17 protein-coding genes and 1 pseudogene are annotated in these 21,412 nt (G+C 41.5%); 7 read left to right on the forward strand and 11 right to left on the reverse strand.

Translation table 11 applies throughout. The annotated features are described in order from the left end of the window. From BLQ87_RS19225 to BLQ87_RS19240, 4 genes and pseudogenes are all read right to left on the reverse strand, one after another. Positions 1–4,346 (reverse strand): annotated as a pseudogene (locus BLQ87_RS19225) (hypothetical protein); the annotation flags it as partial. A 739-nt stretch (positions 4,347–5,085) separates the two neighbouring features. Then, positions 5,086–5,292, reverse strand: a complete 207-nt coding sequence (locus BLQ87_RS19230; protein ID WP_074610047.1) for a hypothetical protein — start codon at positions 5,290–5,292, stop codon at positions 5,086–5,088. A 123-nt stretch (positions 5,293–5,415) separates the two neighbouring features. Further along, complete coding sequence (locus BLQ87_RS19235; RefSeq protein ID WP_074610049.1) at positions 5,416–6,252, reverse strand: siderophore-interacting protein; 837 nt, start codon at positions 6,250–6,252, stop codon at positions 5,416–5,418. 344 nt (positions 6,253–6,596) lie between these two features. After that, on the reverse strand, positions 6,597–7,283 hold the full coding sequence (locus BLQ87_RS19240) for a phosphatase PAP2 family protein (RefSeq protein WP_245723885.1): 687 nt from the start codon (positions 7,281–7,283) through the stop codon (positions 6,597–6,599). Positions 7,284–7,634: 351 nt separating this feature from the next. Between BLQ87_RS19240 and BLQ87_RS19245 the strand changes: the two genes are divergently transcribed. Continuing rightward, on the forward strand, positions 7,635–8,483 hold the full coding sequence (locus BLQ87_RS19245) for a mechanosensitive ion channel family protein (protein WP_074610050.1): 849 nt from the start codon (positions 7,635–7,637) through the stop codon (positions 8,481–8,483). 71 nt (positions 8,484–8,554) lie between these two features. Here the strand turns inward: BLQ87_RS19245 and BLQ87_RS19250 are convergent, their stop codons facing one another. Both BLQ87_RS19250 and BLQ87_RS19255 read right to left on the reverse strand, forming a co-directional pair. Further along, the gene (locus BLQ87_RS19250; protein WP_074610052.1) at positions 8,555–10,933 is read right to left on the reverse strand and encodes an outer membrane beta-barrel protein; all 2,379 of its coding nucleotides are present in this window, start codon (positions 10,931–10,933) and stop codon (positions 8,555–8,557) included. A 135-nt stretch (positions 10,934–11,068) separates the two neighbouring features. Beyond that, positions 11,069–11,401, reverse strand: coding sequence for a DUF6249 domain-containing protein (locus tag BLQ87_RS19255; RefSeq protein WP_074610054.1), 333 nt, complete (start codon positions 11,399–11,401; stop codon positions 11,069–11,071). Positions 11,402–11,483: 82 nt separating this feature from the next. Here BLQ87_RS19255 and BLQ87_RS19260 point away from each other — a divergent pair, with 82 nt between their 5' ends. Further along, complete coding sequence (locus BLQ87_RS19260) at positions 11,484–12,083, forward strand: RNA polymerase sigma factor (protein WP_216857837.1); 600 nt, start codon at positions 11,484–11,486, stop codon at positions 12,081–12,083. Positions 12,084–12,101: 18 nt separating this feature from the next. Beyond that, positions 12,102–12,608 carry a hypothetical protein gene (locus BLQ87_RS19265; protein WP_074610058.1) on the forward strand — a complete coding sequence of 169 codons (507 nt, stop codon included), beginning with the start codon at positions 12,102–12,104 and terminating at the stop codon, positions 12,606–12,608. Here the strand turns inward: BLQ87_RS19265 and BLQ87_RS19270 are convergent. After that, entirely contained in the window at positions 12,541–13,437 is an 897-nt protein-coding gene (locus BLQ87_RS19270; protein ID WP_074610777.1) for an AraC family transcriptional regulator, read from the reverse strand. The genes BLQ87_RS19265 and BLQ87_RS19270 overlap by 68 nt on opposite strands. Before the next feature lie 90 nt (positions 13,438–13,527). Here BLQ87_RS19270 and BLQ87_RS19275 point away from each other — a divergent pair, with 90 nt between their 5' ends. After that, on the forward strand, positions 13,528–14,469 hold the full coding sequence (locus BLQ87_RS19275) for an NADP-dependent oxidoreductase (protein WP_074610060.1): 942 nt from the start codon (positions 13,528–13,530) through the stop codon (positions 14,467–14,469). A gap of 73 nt (positions 14,470–14,542) precedes the next feature. On the opposite strand, the gene fabF is transcribed toward BLQ87_RS19275, so the two are convergent. The 4 genes from fabF to BLQ87_RS19295 form a co-directional block, all read right to left on the reverse strand. Further along, on the reverse strand, positions 14,543–15,793 hold the full coding sequence (fabF, locus tag BLQ87_RS19280; protein WP_074610061.1) for a beta-ketoacyl-ACP synthase II: 1,251 nt from the start codon (positions 15,791–15,793) through the stop codon (positions 14,543–14,545). Between the two features lie 57 nt (positions 15,794–15,850). Next, entirely contained in the window at positions 15,851–16,285 is a 435-nt protein-coding gene (locus BLQ87_RS19285) for a PaaI family thioesterase (protein ID WP_074610063.1), read from the reverse strand. 8 nt (positions 16,286–16,293) lie between these two features. After that, positions 16,294–16,905, reverse strand: a complete 612-nt coding sequence (locus BLQ87_RS19290; protein ID WP_074610779.1) for a TetR/AcrR family transcriptional regulator — start codon at positions 16,903–16,905, stop codon at positions 16,294–16,296. A 65-nt stretch (positions 16,906–16,970) separates the two neighbouring features. Next, positions 16,971–17,405, reverse strand: a complete 435-nt coding sequence (locus BLQ87_RS19295; protein WP_074610065.1) for a hypothetical protein — start codon at positions 17,403–17,405, stop codon at positions 16,971–16,973. 66 nt (positions 17,406–17,471) lie between these two features. Here BLQ87_RS19295 and BLQ87_RS19300 point away from each other — a divergent pair, with 66 nt between their 5' ends. The 3 genes from BLQ87_RS19300 (at position 17,472) to BLQ87_RS19310 (ending at position 21,410) form a co-directional block, all read left to right on the forward strand. After that, positions 17,472–18,365: a DUF4198 domain-containing protein gene (locus tag BLQ87_RS19300; protein WP_074610066.1), complete on the forward strand. Its 894-nt coding sequence runs from the start codon at positions 17,472–17,474 to the stop codon at positions 18,363–18,365. 88 nt (positions 18,366–18,453) lie between these two features. Further along, on the forward strand, positions 18,454–20,733 hold the full coding sequence (locus tag BLQ87_RS19305; RefSeq protein ID WP_074610068.1) for a GAF domain-containing protein: 2,280 nt from the start codon (positions 18,454–18,456) through the stop codon (positions 20,731–20,733). A 56-nt stretch (positions 20,734–20,789) separates the two neighbouring features. After that, on the forward strand, positions 20,790–21,410 hold the full coding sequence (locus tag BLQ87_RS19310; RefSeq protein ID WP_074610070.1) for an HAD family hydrolase: 621 nt from the start codon (positions 20,790–20,792) through the stop codon (positions 21,408–21,410). Positions 21,411–21,412 lie beyond the last annotated feature (2 nt).

A 21,412-nucleotide genomic window follows, 5' to 3' on the forward strand; every position in this document is an offset into this window, starting at 1 on the left:
GACTTCAGGATCACCTGATCTCCCGTACAGAACGTCAGGTTCCCTTCAGTAACCTCAACATCAGCTGCGCCGGGAATCAGGTTTACGGTAACCACTTTTCCTGCAGAAGCAGGACTTGGACAACCGTTTTCTGTCACTACAACCGTATAGGTTCCGCTGGTATTGGCCGTATAACTTTGCGATGTGGCACCGTCGATGATAATTCCGTTTTTATACCACTGGTTACCTGCAGTTTTATTGGACTTCAGGACTACCTGATCACCTGTACAGAACGTCAGGTTCCCTTCAGTAACCTCAACATCAGCTGCGTCGGGAATCAGGTTTACGGTAACCACCTTTCCTGCAGAGGCAGGACTTGGGCAACCGTTTTCTGTTACCACCACTGTATAGGTTCCACTGGTATTGGCCGTATAACTTTGCAATGTGGCACCGTCGATGATAATTCCGTTTTTATACCACTGGTTACCTGCAGTTTTATTGGACTTCAGGATCACCTGATCTCCCGTACAGAACGTCAGGTTCCCTTCAGTAACCTCAACATCAGCTGCGCCGGGAATCAGGTTTACGGTAACCACCTTTCCTGCAGAGGCAGGACTTGGACAACCGTTTTCGGTTACCACCACAGTATAGGTTCCACTGGTATTGGCCGTATAACTTTGCAATGTGGCACCATCGATGATAATGCCGTTTTTATACCACTGGTTACCTGCAGTTTTATTGGATTTAAGGACTACCTGATCACCCGTACAGAACGTCAGGTTCCCTTCAGTAACCTCAACATCAGCTGCGCCGGGAATCAGGTTTACGGTAACCACCTTTCCTGCGGAAGCAGGACTTGGGCAACCGTTTTCGGTTACCATCACCGTATAGGTTCCGCTGGTATTGGCTGTATAACTTTGCGATGTGGCACCATCGATGATAACACCGTTTTTATACCACTGGTTACCTGTAGTTTTATTGGACTTCAGGATCACCTGATCTCCCGTACAGAACGTCAGGTTCCCTTCAGTAACCTCAACATCAGCTGCGCCGGGAATTAAGTTTACGGTAACCACTTTTCCTGCAGAAGCAGGACTTGGGCAACCGTTTTCGGTTACCACCACTGTATAGGTTCCGCTGGTATTGGCCGTATAACTTTGCAATGTGGCACCGTCGATGATAACGCCGTTTTTATACCACTGGTTACCTGCAGTTTTATTGGACTTCAGAATCACCTGATCACCCGTACAGAACGTCAGGTTGCCTTCGGTAACCTCAACATCAGCTGCGCCAGGAACAGGGTTGACAAACACTTCAATTTCTTCGGATATTGCTGAACAACCGTTTAGATTTTTTACGACAACGCTATATAGTCCTGGATCAGAAACTATTAATATCTGTTTATCTTCTCCAGCCATAGGAGAACCGTCCCGGTACCATTGGTTACCTGCAGAAAAACTGGATGTCAACTTCACAGATTTCCCAGCACAAAAAGTAGTGCTTCCTTCGATCGTGACTTCCGGCTGTGGTTGCTCAGGAAATACATCAATCAGTATTGCATCAGAGGGTAAACTTTCACAACCCTCAATATTTTTCACAACTATATGATAACTTCCCTTTTCAGATACCTGATAAATTTTTTGGATCGCACCTGCGATAATAACTCCATCTTTATACCATTGAAACGCCTTTACAGCGGCAGGGGGATTATAGGTTAGCGTGACAGAAGTACCAACACAAAATCCGTTTGATGAGGGAAGTACCACTGGTTTTCCTGGCAGTTTAACTACTGTTAAAACCGATGTAGAAGATACTGAAGAACACCCTAGCTCAGAAGTAACGATCACCCTTAATTGTTTACCACTGGAAGCTAACGGCACATTACTTAACGTAACCGATGCTGTATTAACCCCGCTAACACCTGTGGCACCAGCAGCAAAGTCCTCCCATCCTCCACCCTTACCATCATTAAACTGCCATTTATAAGTGAGACCTGTCTCTGCTGAGGTTACAGTGAAGACCGCATTTTTATCTTCACAAACAGAAACATGACTTAGTGGTTGAAGAACCGGAGGTTGATTTACATTGATAATATAAGTCGTTGTTTCTGTTTCGTTACCCACCGTCCCTACCGTAAAAGAGCCAGATGCAGTTGGCCTGCCGTTAACGGTTAAAACTGTGTTGCCCGAGGTAAAGACAAAATCTAAACCAGCTACACTACCGCTAAGTGACACCTGCCCGCCTGCCATTCCGTTATATACAATAGCAGTAATATCTGTATTAACACAGATCTCCTGAACAGCAACATTACTATGCATAATATTATTACAACCATTTACAGAGGGAACAGCAGCACATTCGGCCGCGCTGGAAACCGGCATTTGAGTAAACTCTGTGTTTGTCGCATCCGGATCTGTAAGATCCGCCGGGCGCATGATATTGGCCTCTACGCGAAAAGGAGGTGCAGACATTGCAGCTCCGATTGTCCCGGTAATGGTATAGGTGATTTCGCAGCCATTTTTTAAGTTTAAGGAGGAACTATAATTGTTTCCGTTTATACTTTGACCTCCTTCAGTAGCACAGCTGCTTGCCGAAAGTATGGCGCTGGCAATTTGAAATCCAGCGGGAGCGAGAAATTGAAATTTGGCTCCTATTACATCACTTGGCCCGTCATTTTTCACTTTTACAATATAACTGAGCGCTTTTCCGGTAGTAAGATGACTCCCTACAGGGTTGATACTTACAATCTTCAAATCTGCGACTTTAATATTGACATTCAGTTCCGCCGCCTCTTCATTACTTAAGATATAAGCATAAGTATCCATAGACTTCTCGTTCCCGAAGCTATAGCTTCCCTTGCCATCATTTCCGGAGGTAGTAACTAATAAGTCCGGGCTATAAGTACCCCACTTATGTCCAAGAGTCCTACTGGAGGCTCCTTCAATATTGTTCACCTTTGGACTGGAGCCCTCACCGGCCATCCCATCTGAAACGTCACTATCATCCCAGTATACGCGATCACTGTAAACACTTTCGTCAAGAGAAGTATCATTTACCACGTAAGGCCATTGATTTTCCGCCAGTTCTATAATAATCCCCTTGGGATTGATCTCCATATCTATAAAAGGAAAATGCACCTCTGCCGAGGATAGCCTCACCTTAATTTTAGGGATGAGTAACCCGGGGCTAACCAAATGATCATCACCATCCAAGCCCCTCCATTCAATACGGTTCTCTCCCTGAACGGCGAGACCTGCAATTACTTTATCACGCCCCGGGCTGGCAATAGGGATAGTAATCCGATAGGTTCCGGGAACATTTGCAGTAAATGTAATGATCCCACCCTTTTGACCTGCCTGATTTGGGGTAGCTGCTTCAGAACCATTAAATCTAACATTTGTGACGATGGGAACTATAGCAGTGTTTTTAAGCCAGGTGCTCGTTACCGTTGTCGATGGTGTTTTGGACCACAATACCACCGGAGCCGAAGAAGGCAAATCATCCGAGGGCGGTTGATAAAAAAGCTTGTGAGTAACTAAATTTTTGATTTCATCATCCGCAATACGCGGGTCATGGACACCATCCTTAATTACCTGAGCGTTGGTAGTATTTAAACTCTTGTAAATGGGACTTCCATCTTCTTTTATAAATCCCTTATTGTTGGAAAAGAAAGTAAATGCAAATCCGTTATTTCCATTATTTTTCACACGATAAACCCTGCCGTCTTTGGTCAGCACATAGTTCATTCCATGATAAGCACGATTTTCGTCAGCTAAAGTATTATATAGCTTCAGGTTTAATAAATTCGTATATACCCTACCTTTTCTCCAAATGGTTCGACCTGGGTCTTCCACGGAGATATCCCAGGCAGCTATCACAACGGCATTATCGTCTTCAGTTGTCCAATTGCCATCGGCCAGGTTATTTGTCGGCTCAGGATTATCGGTACTGGTTTCAGATCCCGGTGGAAGAAATTCGACTTTCCAGATTCCTTCTTCGTTGTTTACCGAGACAAAAGAAGGAGTATATTTATTTGCATCATTTTTACCAAAATGGCGGGGTCCATTCAGCTCTCTGAGACGGTCCGGTATTCGTCTGCTATAAGCGCTAATTATAGTCTTAACCCCACTTGGGGAAGTTACCCAAATTTGTCCATCACCTGTTCCCTGAGCACTGGAAGCAACCGAAATGAATTCATTTGCTTTCGCATAAACGTAGTGAGTGCCAAGCGTTTTAAAAGGAAAGGAAACAGAGGAGCCAGTAGCCGCAGCTGCATTGTTTGAATACAAAAAGGCCCTATTTCCCTTTACTCCTGCCGGATATAAATCCTTGCTTCCCTCCGCATACACCGCCGAAAAATTAACCAACAAACAAAATATAAACAGAAAGTGTAATTTCTTAGGTATAGATAGGAGAATACGTCGGAGCACTTTTAGCATAATATTGATTATACAGGCTTACTCTACTTTAAGAACACCAATTCGATGGGACAGATCCGACTCAATGAATATTTTTCTCTCAAGATGATCAGCCCCCCAGCAAATTTTCTTAAAGATTAACTGTATTTATTACCACCAAATTACTCAGAATTTTGATCATTTCATTAAATAATACCATAAAAGTGAAAACTTTTTAATAAAAATCAGACCAATAAAACGAAAACATTGAAAATAGCGCTAATAACCCAAAAAACAGTATATTAAAAAACACCACAAAACCAACAGGAATAAAAAACAAATCACATAGGGAACATTAGTAGAATTAATTCCCCACATTGGGGTCACCTATACCTATAAAAATATAAATTCATTGTTATGCCAACAATAATAAACACTACAAAAACCACAAAATCAATGGAGGAAAACACACCTTACGATCAGACAAAGGTGAATCACAAAGAAACATTTGAAAAAATAAAATCACAATAGTACATTAAAACAACTTAATGAAACACATATTAACATATTAAGAAACAAAGTAGCAATCAAAAATTAAAAGAAATTTATTTAAGAATGCTAATCGCGGCAAAAAAGGCTATACAAACAGCATAAACACGGGTGTGAAATCAAAATTAAGAAAATGATAAGATGTGATTAAGAGGAACGGCTAATCCTCCGTCCAATAATCAGAAATTTTGTCTCTTGAAAGAAAATAACCAAGACATAAACCAAAAGAAAACACCGCAATCCAAAAGTAGCGGTCAAAATTATAATTGACAGGATCACCGGAAAAGAGCGCAATAAGGAAAGTAGAAAGAAACATACTGCATACAGCAATTATACATCCAGCAATATAAAGTGCTATTTTTTTCATCAGAGAGCAAAATGAGTATATAAAAGCGTACAATGATATAAAACTACCACATGAAGTATGTACAAATATATCCATAAGTAATTACACTAAATTTACAAGATATTATTGCAATTACAAATTGTATTATTTTTCCTGATGTTCGGACCTCCGGTCTACTTCAGAACCGTCTTCCGAGGTTCCGGATTTCCAATAGGAATAAGCATAAAACTCTTCCCTTGTCCAGAAGGCTTCATTACGCAGAAACTGCCTGACCGCTTTCACCGTTTTGAATTCCGCAGCCACATAAGCAAACTTCCGGATCTCCATTGCCTCAGGTAAATCCGCCTGACGAACAGCATCAGAAAGAAAAGTCCCCTCTCCCGCTAAAGGATTGTGGATCCATTTCAGCTGAACCTTTGATTTTGTTTTCAAGTCCTGCTCATCAGCTTCGCTTTCCACTTCGATATAAGCTACCCCTTCCGCATCTTCGGGCAAGTCTTCCAGAATTGCACCCAATACCGGAATCGCTGTAGCATCCCCCACCAACAGATACCAATCTGCTTTCGGATATAATTCGGTCTCTTTTGCCCTCATCGTTACACCCAGAGCTGCCCCTGGCTCAGCATGCATCGCCCATGCAGAAGCAGGTCCATTATCGCCATGGGCAACAAAATCAATGATCATTTCATTTTTCTCCACATCTATTCCCCGATGGGTATATGTTCGGATTGCCGGACGAACTTCTACAGGTGGCATATCCCATCTTTCTGCTTCAAAATCCCAATTCGGATAATGTATTTCATTTAAACCTGCAGGGGGAATGTAAATTTTATTGTTCACTCCTACTGTAGCTATACTGAACTTATAAACATCATCTCCTGTAAGCCTGATTCTAATATAATGAGGGGTAATGTATTCCCTGCTTTTTAGGTAAAGCGTTGCCGTAACAAATTGCGCAGCTATATTTTCTTTCTTTTCCATAGTGGCAAATAATAGATTATTTAGAAAGATTACAAATAATAAGTGGTAATGTTACATGGAATGACCTTAAGATTACATTTTCCCAAAATTGTGACGAAGATCATTTTTTGGACTTTATCATAAATCTATATTTGAGTTTAATTTATTCTTACTCGATGGATGTCGACGACGAAGGGGTTGTTCCGGGAAGTTCAACCCCTTACTATTTCAAGCCTTAGCGATAAAATTTTCTGATCAAACCGGGCAATACAATCAACAATAAGAATTACACCCTAAAGCTATTGCCTAAATAGTTAGGAATTTCGTAGTGAAAATGAAGGAATTCTGAAGAAACCGCTTTTGATCTAAAACCTTCCGGAGAAAGAAAAGCCCATCGCCCTATCCTGATAAGCAGGCATCAGATTGAAATTGCTTTGCTTTCTCCCCATGATCAGTCTTTTCAGCTGAGGATACACCAGATAACCGAGTTTTGCGGACAGGATTCCTACCCCGGCACCCGCCACCACATCACTTACCCAATGTTTGTTGTTGTAAAGCCTGAAGATACCGGTCGTCGTTGCAACTCCATATCCTACATAACCAATCCATGGTGATACGTCTTTATATTCCTGTTTCAGAAATTCTGCCGAGGCGAAAGAAGTTGCGGTATGTCCTGAAGGAAACGAGTCGTAACTGCTGCCATCGGGACGAAGCCGATGTGATTGTTTTTTGGCGATGGATACAGCGGCAGTCATAATTCCCATCGTAACGACATAATTCCCTGTTGCATCAAGTAAACTATGTCTACCTTTTACACCGGCCAGGTTTAATCCATAAACAGCCAGTGCAGGCACATAACGCATAAAATCATCAGCACTTTTGGAGAATAACGGGTGATCTTCCTGAAGTTCATCCCGTGTGGTACGGTCCAGATCTCTGATAAAGTTATCGCCCTTGGCCATGAGTCCGTATCCAATAAATACGGTTGGTATAATAAAAGGTGCAATGCGAAAAGTATTTTTCTTTGCTAAGGAGTCGACCTGCTGTGCCATGGTCAGAAAAGGAAAACACAGGATTAGTAAAAGGGCACACTTCAATCTCACCATCATTATAAAATTCTAAATCAAAACTACACCCCAATTTTGTAGGAAATCAGAAGTTATACTTTGCAGATGGCAATCAAACATTCGCCTGACAATCATACTGAGGGTTCAAAATGCAATAAAATTCTGAGAACTACAAAAATGCGACAGAATCAGGGCTTAATCCGGCACCAAAATTAGGCTCTTCTGATTGGAAATGTGACAACTGGCGGAACGATTGTTTTAAGAAAAAAGCGCCAGAAGCTAAAGAAATGGCATTATAAATGTGTTATCTCCATTAAAACTGAAAAATAACATCATATGACTAATTTAGAAATCGGTATTGAACGCTTACTGAACAGATTAATTGACAGCCTCCCCTCTTTTATCAGTGCGATCCTTGTTTTAGTAATCGGCATCTGGCTAATTAAATTCTTCCTTCGTTTTTTAACGAACCGTTTAAACAAGGGCAAAATTGACAGCTCACTTACCAACTTCCTGCTTAGCATCTTAAAGGCCATCCTTTATATCCTTTTATTGCTTACCGTAACCTCGACACTTGGGATTCCAAACACTTCTTTTGTTGCCGTTCTTGGTGCTGCAGGTTTGGCGATCGGTCTGGCACTGCAGGGAAGCCTTTCCAATTTTGCAGGTGGCGTATTGATCCTGCTTTTTAAGCCTTTTAAAATAGGTCATTTTATTTCTTCCAGCAATGGCGTAGAAGGAACTGTTCAAAAGATAGACATCCTGTACACTACGCTGAGGGCGAAAAATGGAACCACACTGTATGCTCCAAACGGGCCTTTAGCAAATGCAGTCATCAATAATGTTTCTGATAATGAGAACAGAATGGCGGAGTATGTAATTGGCATATCCTACAATTCAGATATCGATGTGGCCAGAAATGTGATTTTAAAAACTTTGGCTGCTGACCCTCTTGTGCTCAAAGAACCTGCACCCGTGGTACTCGTTAGCGCCTTGGGTGATAATGCGGTAAACTTAACCACCCGTGCCTGGTCTGCAAATGGAGATTTCTGGCCAACTTATCATAGAAACTATCAATTGATCAAACAGGAACTGGATAAAAACAATATTGGCATTCCTTATCCTCAACGTGAGATCCATGTGATTTCAGATGCTCCGGCGCCACCCGTGCTTGGCGCAGAATAATGATCTAAAGAGCCGCAAATTGCGGCTCTTTTCAGTTAAACAGCAGCTTACCGATTTTGAGTCAATCATCATCAATTTGACAAATCATTGTTCCTGATCCCACGCTTATTTTTCTTCAATTCGCCTTTTAAGCCGCCAAAGTTATAATTCAAATTCAGGCTGAATGACCTGAAATAACTTTGGGAATAATCGGTCTGATAAAACTGAGGACCTTCGGTAACCGTTTTATTCGTTCTGAATTTTGTAAATGGGTTATTGGTACCTGCCCCGAACGACAACTTATCTTTGACCAGCGTTTTGCTGACATTAAAAGAAGCGCTAACCACTCCGTTCGTTGTCCCCTGAAAACCTGTTGGATTTCGACTTTCCAGGAATAAATTCGCATTGGTACGCCAACCACCTTCAAAATTATAACCAGAGGATAAGTTGAAAGACCAGGTAAACAGCTCTGTCTCCATTTTCTGCCCCATGGCCTCGCCGCTCATCCAGAAATAGATCGCACGCCCATTTAGGCTTAGGTCCAGGCGACTGGTTAAAGGATAGCGGAGATAGATAAAACTGCTGAGTCCGGTCAGTTTTCCGGAATTATCATAAGTCTTTCTTGTAATGTTGCTGACCGGATCAAAAGTGCTCACTGGCAGATCTGCCTCATTTAAAAAGGAGTAATCCATTCCGGCGTTAAAGGTTAGCTTTTTGGAACTGTTATAGCCAAGAGATATCGAGTTGACCACTACAGGACGCAAATCCGGGTTCCCCGTTGTTTCAAAATCAGGGTTTATGCGGTTTACAAAAGGATTGAGCCTGTTTATCCCCGGTCTTTTCATTCTTTGGGAAAATCCGGCATTTATGCCATTTCCACCTTTTAGCGTCTTACTGATTGTTATCGTTGGAAATACATTCGTGTAATTTTGTTTTACATTAGTTGTATTTTTGAGGAAATCAGCATCAATCAAGGTATGCTCCAAACGAAGGCCCGCCTGAAGGTTCCAGCTTTTCCAATTCAACTGGTAAGAATTATAGGCCGATAAAACTTGTTGTCTATAGGATAAATGATCGCTGTTTTGTGGATCATCATCTACCTTAAAATCCGCATTGTTATTTCTAAAAATCCCTTTGGCCCCCATTTCTACCGTCAGATTTTTATGAGGATAAACGTAGTCCAGCTGTACCGTATTTTCTTTTGCATCATCATTTTGTTCCTGTCTGTAATCCCGGTTCGGGTAATTCAGCACATTGGAGATCAGTGCTGCTGTGGAAGGCTCGTTTTTATTATTTTGATAACTATAAGAGAGGGTAAGCATCCGGTTCTTATCCGCTTTAAAGCCCAATTGATAGTCAGCGGAAAAGTCCAGTCCTCCACTGTTAACCCTTGTTCGTTCAGCAAGGTCATATCCTTGCAGGATTGCTCCTGCACCAATTAGTTTTGAATGTAAAAAGCCATTATTTTCGGAATGGTTTCCGTTGGTATTAAACCTTGCTGAAACCAGGTTCAGTGTATCTATTTCGTAACTCAATTCTGTTCCTAAATAACCTGTTCTTCCCTCCGGGTTGCGGCTTCGCTGCTGGAATAAATCTGTTGGGTTTGTTCCATAGGTTTGCCTGAATCCTGTACTTACCAATTCAGGGCTATGGTTTAAGTTCCCTCCCGTGAGGGCCGACATTCCCCATTTATCCTTTTTGAAAGTAAATGAGCTTCCCGCACCCGTGCTTACATCGGGTAAACGCGCATTTAAATTAAGTGTCCCGTTCCATTCATTATTTAACTTTTTGATGGTAACGATGTTAATGATTCCGGCTAGTCCTTCGGCATCGTATTTTGAAGGGGGAGTTGTCATGACCTCGATGCGCTGAACCGTTGATGCCGGGATACTTTTTAAAATGGATTTCAGGTCTCTGGCAAACATGCCGGATGGCTTTCCGTTTAGAAAAATCCTGAAATCAGGGCTACCTTTTAACAACAGGTTTTGATCGCCGTCCAATGAAACATAAGGGATTTTGCGCATCATATCCAGCAGCTGGTTATTTTTGCTATCAGGATCTGCCTGCACATCGTAAATGATTGTTCCTGCTTTCTGTTTGATGATGGGGCGGGCGGCAATAATGGAAACCTCCTTTAACCCATTTTCCTGTGGCTGAAGGTACAGGGTATCCCGTTCTTTTGCGGGTAATTGTAAGCCCGCATAGCCAAGCGCAGATAAAGTCAGGTGATACTGCTCCGGTTTAAGGTCAGTAAATAGAAATGATCCATTATTCAGGGTCAGCATGGTTTTTAAGATGGCCCCATCTTTTGTTTTCAGTCGGACCGTGACATAGCTCAATGGTAATTTCGTTACCTGATCGGCCACTATACCTGAGATCGCTCTGTGGCTCACAGTTGTTTGTCCACTTGCATAAGCAGCCAGAAAGAGCAAGTTGCAGATTAATATTCGGGTTACATTTTTTATAGACATGGTATCTGGATTATAGGTTTTCAATATTTAAGGGCATAGCTCCGCCTAAGCGCTATTTTTATAGCGCTCAAAAGCTATTAATCGGCAGTAATAAAAATGAGCTTAGGAGCCGCCGGAATGCGGCCCATCCGGGTATTAGGAGGTTTTTCGGGTGATGATGTGATTGAGAATCAAACTGATTCCCCCGAACAGGAAGATCATCGATAAAAAGCTGGTCGACTTTGCCATTCCGTAATCACTGAGCACAGAACCCATGATCATTCCTATGGCAACACCTACAGAAAGCATCCCATATTTCAGGGTCAGGAAATTGGAATGTTTGACAGAATTAAAAGGCGAGACCTCTACCCCTCTGTCCAGCATCGCCATTCGCTCCCGGTGCCTTGTCATTAAATACACATATATGATTCCAAAAATTGCTGCGAAAGCGCCTATAGACACAATAACATCTCTTACTACTTCATCCATGATCGTCGTTTTAAATTGTTGATATATGCCATAGGAGCGAAATACCAGGTTGTTGGTTACAAAAAAAATTAAATAAAAATATATGATATTATTTGTAACCAGGTTAGCAATATTTTGCTCTTATGAGAGAATGGACCATACAGAAGATCAGATATATGTTGACAGGGTAAAGAACGGTGACACCGCTTCCTATTCATTTCTTCTGAATAAGTACAAGAATATGGCCTATACCATTGCGCTCAAAATTACCGGAAATGCGGAAGAGGCCGAGGATGCTGTGCAAGAGGGCTTTATTAAAGCGTATCAGGCCATCCATAGCTTTAAAGGAAGCTCAAAGTTTTCTACCTGGTTGTATACAATCGTTTACAGAACCGCCATTCTCCTGATCAAGGACAAAAGAATAAAAACGTCCTCTATTGATGATGAAAACTATCCTCATGATGTTACCGACGGATCTGTTCCTCAGCTGGATCAGTTACACTCGGATGAGCAGGCAAAATATGTAAGACAGGCCATTGAGAAGCTCCCAAAAACGGAGGCATTGCTGGTTACTTTGTATTACATTAATGAAAGTACCATTAAGGAAGTTTGTGAGATCACTGGATTGTCCATCCCGAACGTGAAAATCCAGTTGTTCAGAGCCAGAAAAAGACTGGAACGTGAATTGAAGTTTCTACTATAACAAGAAAGGGTTTAGAAAATGGCAGCAAAGAAAAAAGAAAGACTAAAAATGCTACTTCAGAAAGTGGAGCCGGATGCTCCTGCCCCTGATTTTATGGAGCAGGTCATGAAAGAGATTTCAACAGATGCAAGTGCGGACATTCCCATCAATGTCGCCTTGCAGGATTTGCTGAAGCAGCATGGAATGGCCAGCTTATCTACTGATTTTACGGAACAGGTGATGGATAGAATTGAGGCATTACCGGTAAAAAAGCAAGATCAGCCCATCATTAGCAAAAGAGCAGGGTTTGCCATTGCAGCTTCTTTTCTCTTGTTTTCATTGCTGCTGTTCTTATTCACAGGAAATACAGCTACACCCTCCACAAGCCCAAATGTTTATCATTTGATCGGCCAGTTTAGTAAGGTATCACAGCAACTTCAGATCAATGGCAGCCCTTCTCTTTACCTGATCGTTGTCGTTATGCTTGGTATTCTTTTAGGTTTGGATTATTATTTGAAATATTTTCAGCAACAGCAGAAAGCTTAGCCCTTTTCCTATATTCTTTTGGACTGTCTCCTTTTTGCTTCCTGAAATATTTATTCAAATGACTTTCATCGGTAAAGCCAAACTCATAGGCAATCTCATTGATCCTTTTATCACTGAACTGCAGGCGATGTTCGATCAGTTTGATCTTGTAATTGGTGATGTACTGCTGCATGGTTTCATCCGCATGTTTTTTAAAATACCTGCCGAGGTAAGCATTTGAAATGCCGAAATTACTGCTGATCTGCGCTGCCTTTAGCTTCTCCGGCTCATAGATATTCGTCTGGATATATTGCAGGATGTCCATTGCTTTTTCTTCATTTCTCATATTGACCTGCTCTGGTAAGTACTTCGCAATGTTACGTGCAACAACAATAATCAAGGTGTTAATCAGTTGCTGGATGAGTTCCTTATTGTAGAGGTCTTTATTGAGGAATTCCTGCTCTATGGCAGTGACCATTGCGCTCACCAATACTTTATCGGCTTTGTTTTTAAGGATACAACCCGGCCGGTGATTGGCATTATGCAGGATATATTCCAATCGTTTTACATTTTCGGCCAGGAGGCTATTGTTCCTGATATAGATGTCATTGAAACGGAGAAAGAAAAATTCTGTAGTGGTCTCCACATCTAAAGAATGAGCATCCTCCGGCGTGATTAAAAAAAGATTTCCCGGACGGTACAGAAAGTTATTCTTATTAATGGTTTGTTGACCTGTACCCGAAATGACATAAATCAATTCAAAGAAGCTGTGCTGGTGGTCATGCTTCAGACATTCCCTAATTTTTTTAAAAGTAATCGAGAAGGGCTCATGTAGGTTTTCCTTAATCATGTAACAAAAATACCAAATTACAGAAAACATATACCGTTTTAGCGGAACAAATCTGGTATAATTTTGTGTTACCATAAAAAAGAAAATAAAATGAAAGCAATAGTATTAAAAGAACCAGGAACTGCAGATCAACTGATGATCTCAGAAATATCAATCCCCCTTATCAGGGACGAAGAAGTTTTGGTTGAAGTAAAAGTGATTGGTATCAATCCTATTGACATCAAAACCAGAAAAGGAAAAGGCCGATATGAAAGACTCAAAGCCGAAAATCCAATCATTCTAGGTTGGGACATCTCTGGCGTAGTGAAAGCATCAAAATCTGATTTGTTTAAAGCAGGTGATGAAGTTTTCGGCATGGTTGATTTCTCAGAACATGGACATGGAAAAGCTTATGCGGAATATGTAGCCGCTCAGGCTGCCCATTTATCTTTGAAACCAAAAAACATCAGTCACCAGGAAGCTGCAGGAGCAACTCTAGCTGCACTTACCGCCTGGCAGGCTATTGTAAAAGCCGGAGTAAAAAAAGGCGACAGGGTCCTGATTCATGCTGCTGCCGGTGGTGTAGGTCATTTTGCGGTACAAATGGCCAAACATCTGGGGGCTTTTGTTGCCGGGACTTCCTCAGAAAAAAACAAAGATTTCGTGTTGTCGCTTGGTGCAGATCAGCACATCGATTATGCAGCCAATCCATTTGAAACACAAGTAAAAGACATTGATTTTGTACTGGATAGCATGGGTACTGATCATATTGACCGATCTCTGGAGATCATGAATTCCGGTGGCACACTCATCAGCATTCCGAGCGGATTAAATGCTGGTGTGGAAGAAAAATCCAGGGTCAAAGGAGTGAATGGCTACGCCACATCTGTTCAGTCCAGTGGGGAAGACATGAAAACCATCGCCGGATTACTGGAAAAAGGAATTGTTAAATCACATATTTCCGGAAGTTATCCTTTTGATCAGATGGCTGCTGCCCATCATCAGATGGAGAGCGGAAGGACCGTTGGGAAAATCGTGGTTACGCTGCCTTAGTCTGAAATTGCACTACAAAAAAGGGTCTGTACCCTTAGATACAGACCCTTTTTCGTTATTATTCAATTTGCTGTTATGCTTCGTATTTCTTAAAGATCGAAGTAGCAGTATGACCACCAAAACCAAAGGTATTGTTCATCACATAATTTACCTTTTTAGCGATCGACTGACCTAAGACGATGTTTAATCCTTCAGGGATTGCTTCGTCCAGGGTCACTGTATTTGTAGTACCCGGAATCATATCGTGTTTTGCAGCAAGAATACTGATCACACTTTCCAGCGCACCTGCAGCACCAAGTAAATGGCCTGTCATAGATTTTGTGCCGCTGATTGCCACCTGCGAATCTTTAAATACGGCTTTAATTCCTTTAAGTTCACTTAAATCACCGAGACCGGTTGAAGTTGCATGTGCGTTGATATAATCAATTTGTTCCGGTTGAATTCCAGCATCGGCCAATGCCTTTTTCATTCCCTGGATTGCACCTAATCCTTCCGGATGCGTACCCGTTAAGTGGTATGCATCGGCAGCCATTCCACCTCCAACCATTTCACCATAGATGGTTGCGCCTCTTTTTATGGCATGTTCGTATTCTTCTAAAACTAAGGCCGCAGCACCTTCCGCGATGACAAAACCATCTCTGTCTTTATCGAAAGGACGTGAAGCGTGTTCTGCATTATCATTATTTTTTGACAAGGCCTGAGCAGCATTAAATCCACCTACTGAAGAATCAGTAATTGCAGCTTCAGAACCACCGGCAATCATCACATTTGCTTTTCCCAATCTGATGGTATCAAAAGCACTGATAATTGCGGTATTGGAAGAAGCACAGGCAGAAACCGTACAGTAGTTAGGTCCATGCAGCTGATTGCGGATCGAGATCACACCAGCAGCGATATCTACAATCATTTTAGGAATAAAATATGGGTTGAATCTAGGGGTGCCGTCACCGAGGTGATATTCTTTCAGCTGTTGTTCAAAAGTACCAATTCCTCCATTTCCTGTTGCCCAGATCACACCTACTTCATAACGGTCTTCTTCTTCCATGGTGGAGAAATCAAGGCCCGAATCTTTAATGGCCTGGTCACTTGCTGCAATGGCAAACTGGGTAAAAACGTCATATTTCCTGACTTCTTTTTTTTCCAGGTAATCTTCTGCATTAAAGTCTTTGACTTCACAGGCAAAATGAGTTTTAAATTTGGTAGAATCAAATTTGGTAATTGGTCCTACTCCACTTTTACCTGCAAGGATATTCTTCCACAATTCATCTACAGAATTTCCTAATGGACTAATAACTCCCATTCCGGTTACGACTACTCTTTTCATCCTATTTTATTTGTTTTATATAATATTGTTGTTGGCAAAACTGCCCTTTATATCAATTTATTTTCTTTTTTCTGTGCGCAAAAGGTTACTATACCCCCTGGCGATAATTCTGGTACGTGCTTCATTCCAAACTTCGCACTGCACATTGGCAATCTGGTTCCCCTTTTTGATCATGGTGGTTTCCGCAATGATCATGTCGCCCTCTTTAGCAGAGGCAAAATAATCAATGGCCAGATTTACCGTCACATAATAATGCGGTTCATCGTAACCAAATAAGGTGGCGCCAATGGCATCATCAATGATCGCAGCCGTCATCCCCCCATGAAGAATTCCCATCGGATTGGTCATTTCGTTCCTGATGGTATATTTCAAAATTAGCTTTCCTTTTTCCACCAGCAAGATCACCGGCTTCAACCAATTGAACAATGGAGAAGGTGAAGTGGTCATTTCGTTGCCGATGTTCTGCGTAAAAAATTCTGAGGGTGTAAGCATATTAACTGTTAAGATTCATTTGGATTGGAAATTCGTTCGATCAGTTCCCCGATCACCGAAACAATACCATCCATCAGGCTATTGTTATGGGTTACTTTAGACATCATCATTCCGCCTTCAATGAGCGCAATAATCGTTGTTGCCGTCTCACTACTATTGGTATCCGGCCTAAACACATGGGTAGCCATCCCGTTTTCAATCAATGTGGCCAGGCTATTCATCCAGCTCATAATTCCTGCTGCTGCTTTTTCCCTCAACACCTCACTGGTATCATCGGCTTCCACACCAGTATTCATCAGTGGACATCCCCCTTCCGGAAATGGAGTCTGCTCAAAGCTATGATAAACCTGAGCATGGGCAAGCAATTTCTCCTTATAGCCATCAAACTGGCCTACTTTTGCCTGGATCAATTGCTGGACCTGTGACAAGTTGTAATCAAAGGCGGCAATTGCTACGGCTTCTTTGTTTTCAAAATTACCGTAAATGCTTCCTTTACTGAGTTTGGTTGCCTCGATAAGATCAGACAATGCCGTACCTGCATATCCCTGTTTATTGAAGATTCCTGAAGTAGATTCTACAATATACTGACGGGTACTTTCTGATTTTGCTACAAATTCCACGGCACAAATATACCGATCGGTATTTGAAAAAAACAAATTAAATCAGACAATCCGGGAAGAAAAGGTTAATAAACCGAATCACTCTTCTCAAAATGAGGGTTTTCAGCCTCTGTTACTACCGGGTTTAGTTCTTTGTCTATCGCCGTATATTGCGCCAATGCCTGCGGATGCAAAGCCAGAATTCCATTTACCTGGTCTTCTTTTCCAAGTGCAAGAAGTTCATTCAACATTTTAACATCTTCCACGTTCAGCGTATTGTTTTCAAACTTAGCGGTCCAGTGGTTGATGAAATTGGACACCCTTTTGGTTTCCATTTCAGTGGTGATCGGGCTGAGGCTCTTTTTCAATTCATCAGCTTCGTAACGTTTTAGGTCATACGATGGGTTAAAAGCTTTGAAAAAAGGCATATTATCCCTTGATAATTTTCTAAATGAAAAGAAGAGATAAGGCAGGATGACAATAGCAATCAGGATAAAAGCGCCAATGGTGAGGTTGTTCATAGAATATAAATCGTCTTATGCAGGCAAAAGTAATAGAAAAATGAAGAATAAGAAATTGTATTCCCGATGTCATTTATTAAAATCAGGAGAAAACAGATTACATTTCCATTTAGTTTTGTGGATATGAGGTGTACTTATCAACTGTTAACCGTCCTGCTTTTCTTATCTGGTTTCCAGGCACATTCCCAGATCCGGCTCATCGTTTTAGACCAGTACAACCTAAAAAAGGGAGATACGCTGCAGGCGAGCTTATCGAGCCATGTCCACCTGGAATCGGAATCTGCTCCACGCTCTACGACTACCCTATCCACCGATATTCATCTGTTTCAGAAATCAAAGAAAATAGACTTAAATCCATTTATTTCCGCAGATCATACCTTATTAAAGTATAAGCCTGAATTAACTGGTGTTGCATTCTTAGAGATTTCACAACGCAGTTTTGGCGCATATTCAAAAGAAGAATATCTCGCAAACCTTAAAGAACAAGGATTAGTTCCCATTGCAAAACAACTGGAGTCTATCCTCAATGGAAAAGATCAGGTAAAGGATACGGCAATCTTTTACACCAAATCGCTCATCTCTTTAGATAAAAACAAGCCATTTTCAAAAGAGCCCATCACCAATGATCATGAAATTACCCTGAAAAGTAATCCCGCCGGGGCTAGCTATGGGGATCAGCTCAGTGCATTGCTTACCCTTCGTGGCAAGCCTCTACCCAATGCGCCGGTTGTGCTCTATGTGAAAGCAAAATCCGGAAACATCATCAGTGAACTGCTCAGTTCAGATGCGGATGGAATGCTCAATATAAAGCTGGATATCGAAGGTATTTATTTTCTGCAACACCTGTTTATCGCTAATGTAAGCACCAATAATGAGGTCAGCAGTTTATGGACTACCTTTAGTTTTGAATTCCTGAATACCGTGCATAAACGCGACACTTATGCGGAGTTTGGATTTTAAGATTCCGTTTTTTTGACGCGGATGAGCGGTACAAGGTGAACAATTATATACTAATGAAAAAATTAGGTTATTTTTGATAAAAAAAAACATGACGCTGCTTTCCATTCAGGATACCCCATTTGTTGTAAAATTAAGTTTCGACAAATATATTGAGGCCATGGAACAGGACCCATCTGAAAGTCAGAAGGCCCTGTTGGAAGAAGTCGCCTTACATCCTGAACTCCGTAGAGGAATTACAGAATTGGCAGGAATTGAACCTCATTTGGAGCTGATGTCACATTTATTGGCAGATTTTTTCCCGAAGGGCTTGACTCATAATGAAATCAAAGCACTCAGCATCCCTTATACAAATACGATTTTTAACCATACAGAACGGTTTAAAGCAATTTTAACAGCGGCAGGTGACTCTTTTAAAATGGACATCAGGGGTTTTGGCGAGCACCAGTTTTATGTATTCAGCTGCTGTCTGATTTTAAATCAATTCTACGGAACGCAACTGGATTTTGGTAAGCCCCTGTTTTACGATATTCCCATGCAAAATGGCGTTGCCAAACATTACAGGATTATGTACAATGGCGATTATTTAGAAGTAGAACCTAATCCGAATGCTCCAAAACTTAGTCCGGAGGAGATCGATCTGCTGATCAATAACTTTGACGACCTGGAACTATGGAAAGAAAAGTTCCCTTCTAAAAGCTGGACCCTTAAAGGTTTTGCCCTGATGACCTTGTTTGATGCCACTACTGAAAATGCGGTATCGATCTTCAAAGAGAAGTTATTGAAACTGAATGCGAATGATTTTCAGACCAGCATTGAATCTATATTTCAATCGATATACCGGACTCCCGACTTACAGGTAGGGATTACACTCTACCATTCGGAAGAGCATACTTTTGGGATCACCACACTTGGCCAACCCATTAAAAGCTTTATTCTGCCCGATGTTCAGCAAAGAGCGGATCAGGAGGTGCTCTGTGCTGATTCTTATCGCCGGCTGGTAAAAGAAAAACGGAGTTATGTGGTTTCAGATGCCTCAAGACTTCAGGAATACGATCCGGAGAATGTTTTACTGAACCGCTTTTTGTCACAGGATATTAAGAGCTTAATATTGGCACCAATCGTCAGGAATGACATATTGTTAGGCGTTCTTGAAGTAGTTTCCCCCAGGGCTAATGACTTTAACAGCATCAATGTAAACAAGTTAGACGAGGTCATTCCTTTTTTAACCGATACCATTGAACGGCTCATTTCAGAACTCAGGGACCGGGTTCAGGTAGTCATTCAGGAAAAGTTCACCACCATTCACTCCAGTGTTTACTGGAAATTCCGTGCAGAAGCGCAACGGCTAATTTATAACCGGCAGTTGGGTTTGGGCTCAGGAACTACTGAAATCATTTTCCCGGAGGTTTACCCCTTATATGGGCAGATCGACATTAAAGGCTCTTCAGAAGCACGAAATCAAAGTATTCAACAGGATTTCAGCACTCAACTACACCGCATATTTGCTATTCTGGAGCAAATGAATGACGCTTCTGAAAATCTGGATCAGGAAAAGAAAATGGTCATCGGATATTTAAAAGCACTTTCTTTACCTCTCCTGGCAAGTACGGAACAAGAAATCAGCAATTATATTGAAAGCAGAATTCATTCTCTTTTTCATGAAGTAAAGGATCCGGTTACCTCTGCTTTGATCGATGATTATTTTAAGTGTACCAACGAGAAAACAGGAAGTTTTCACATCAGCAGAAGGCGGTATGAAAATACGGTTTCGATCATCAATGATGAAGTGGCGAAAATTCTGGATCAGGAACAGCTTCATGCACAGAAAATATTCCCTCATTATTATGAACGTTTTAAGACAGATGGAGTAGAACACAACCTGTATATCGGTGCTTCCATCTCTCCAAAAAGGAGCTTTGACTTTACAAAACTTCATGAACTGCGTCAGTGGCAACTACGGACTTTAGTGAAAATGGAAATTGCCCATCATCGCTTAAAACCACATTTACCTTACCCACTGGCGGTCACCACACTCCTGCTTAGCTATCACTCTGCCATCACCATTCGCTTTAGAATGGATGAAAAAAGATTTGATGTAGATGGGAGTTACAATGCCAGGTTTGAAATTGCCAAGAAACGAATAGATAAAGCCAACATTAAAAATACGGCGGAAAGGATTACAGAGGCTGATAAGGTCACGATCGTCTACACCAATGATGCGGAATATGAAGAATACCTGAGCCATATGAAAACTTTGAGTGCAGAAAATCTGTTGGCAACAGAAATAGAACATTTAGAAGTGGAGGATCTTGTAGGCCTTTCCGGTTTGAAAGCCCTTCGCGTTAAGATTATACACACAGCGTCATAAATTAAAATTTACAGCTTTAGGAAGTGGATAAATAAGCTGAATCGTTACCTTTAATTATGATGGAACCTACTACTATAAAAGCCCTGCTTCTCGATATAGGTGGTGTGCTGCTCACCAATGGCTGGGATAGTGCTTCCCGGAAACTGGCAGCGGAACATTTTTCTATTGACTTAAAGGAATTGAATGACCGTCACCGCATCATTTTTGAGGCTTATGAATCAGGGAAAATGACCCTGGATGAATACCTGAACCTCCTGATATTTTGCAGGGAACGTGATTTTAGTATTGCACAATTTAAGGACTTCATGTATGGTCAATCACAGCCCTATCCGGAAATGATTGCACTGATCAAGCAGTTAAAACAAAAATATGGTCTGCAGATCATCGCAGTGAACAACGAAGGCCGGGAATTAAATGAATACAGGGTAAACCAATTTGATCTGAAAAGCATTTTTGACATCTTCTCTTCTTCCTGTTTTGTGCATACCCGTAAACCAGATAGAGATTTTTATACCCTCGCCCTTGACCTGGCACAAGTCAAAAAAGAAGAAGTCATTTATGTGGACGACAGGCCCGTCTTCATTCAGGCCGCAGCGCTGTTGGGGATTCCGGGAATTCAGCATAACAACGTTGAAATGACCAAACTGGCTTTCGCCGAATACGGATTAAAGGTATAGAC

The sequence above is a fragment of the Pedobacter steynii genome (assembly GCF_900103665.1).
Lineage (GTDB): Bacteria > Bacteroidota > Bacteroidia > Sphingobacteriales > Sphingobacteriaceae > Pedobacter > Pedobacter steynii.

Bases quoted from the DNA above. Each gene is read 5' to 3' on its own strand.
- BLQ87_RS19230 (WP_074610047.1), bottom strand. From the start codon at position 5,292: ATGAAAAAAATAGCACTTTATATTGCTGGATGTATAATTGCTGTATGC.
- BLQ87_RS19235 (WP_074610049.1), bottom strand. From the start codon at position 6,252: ATGGAAAAGAAAGAAAATATAGCTGCGCAATTTGTTACGGCAACGCTT.
- BLQ87_RS19240 (WP_245723885.1), bottom strand. From the start codon at position 7,283: ATGGCACAGCAGGTCGACTCCTTAGCAAAGAAAAATACTTTTCGCATT.
- BLQ87_RS19245 (WP_074610050.1), top strand. From the start codon at position 7,635: ATGACTAATTTAGAAATCGGTATTGAACGCTTACTGAACAGATTAATT.
- BLQ87_RS19250 (WP_074610052.1), bottom strand. From the start codon at position 10,933: ATGTCTATAAAAAATGTAACCCGAATATTAATCTGCAACTTGCTCTTT.
- BLQ87_RS19255 (WP_074610054.1), bottom strand. From the start codon at position 11,401: ATGGATGAAGTAGTAAGAGATGTTATTGTGTCTATAGGCGCTTTCGCA.
- BLQ87_RS19260 (WP_216857837.1), top strand. From the start codon at position 11,484: ATGATATTATTTGTAACCAGGTTAGCAATATTTTGCTCTTATGAGAGA.
- BLQ87_RS19265 (WP_074610058.1), top strand. From the start codon at position 12,102: ATGGCAGCAAAGAAAAAAGAAAGACTAAAAATGCTACTTCAGAAAGTG.
- BLQ87_RS19270 (WP_074610777.1), bottom strand. From the start codon at position 13,437: ATGATTAAGGAAAACCTACATGAGCCCTTCTCGATTACTTTTAAAAAA.
- BLQ87_RS19275 (WP_074610060.1), top strand. From the start codon at position 13,528: ATGAAAGCAATAGTATTAAAAGAACCAGGAACTGCAGATCAACTGATG.
- fabF (WP_074610061.1), bottom strand. From the start codon at position 15,793: ATGAAAAGAGTAGTCGTAACCGGAATGGGAGTTATTAGTCCATTAGGA.
- BLQ87_RS19285 (WP_074610063.1), bottom strand. From the start codon at position 16,285: ATGCTTACACCCTCAGAATTTTTTACGCAGAACATCGGCAACGAAATG.
- BLQ87_RS19295 (WP_074610065.1), bottom strand. From the start codon at position 17,405: ATGAACAACCTCACCATTGGCGCTTTTATCCTGATTGCTATTGTCATC.
- BLQ87_RS19300 (WP_074610066.1), top strand. From the start codon at position 17,472: ATGTCATTTATTAAAATCAGGAGAAAACAGATTACATTTCCATTTAGT.
- BLQ87_RS19305 (WP_074610068.1), top strand. From the start codon at position 18,454: ATGACGCTGCTTTCCATTCAGGATACCCCATTTGTTGTAAAATTAAGT.
- BLQ87_RS19310 (WP_074610070.1), top strand. From the start codon at position 20,790: ATGATGGAACCTACTACTATAAAAGCCCTGCTTCTCGATATAGGTGGT.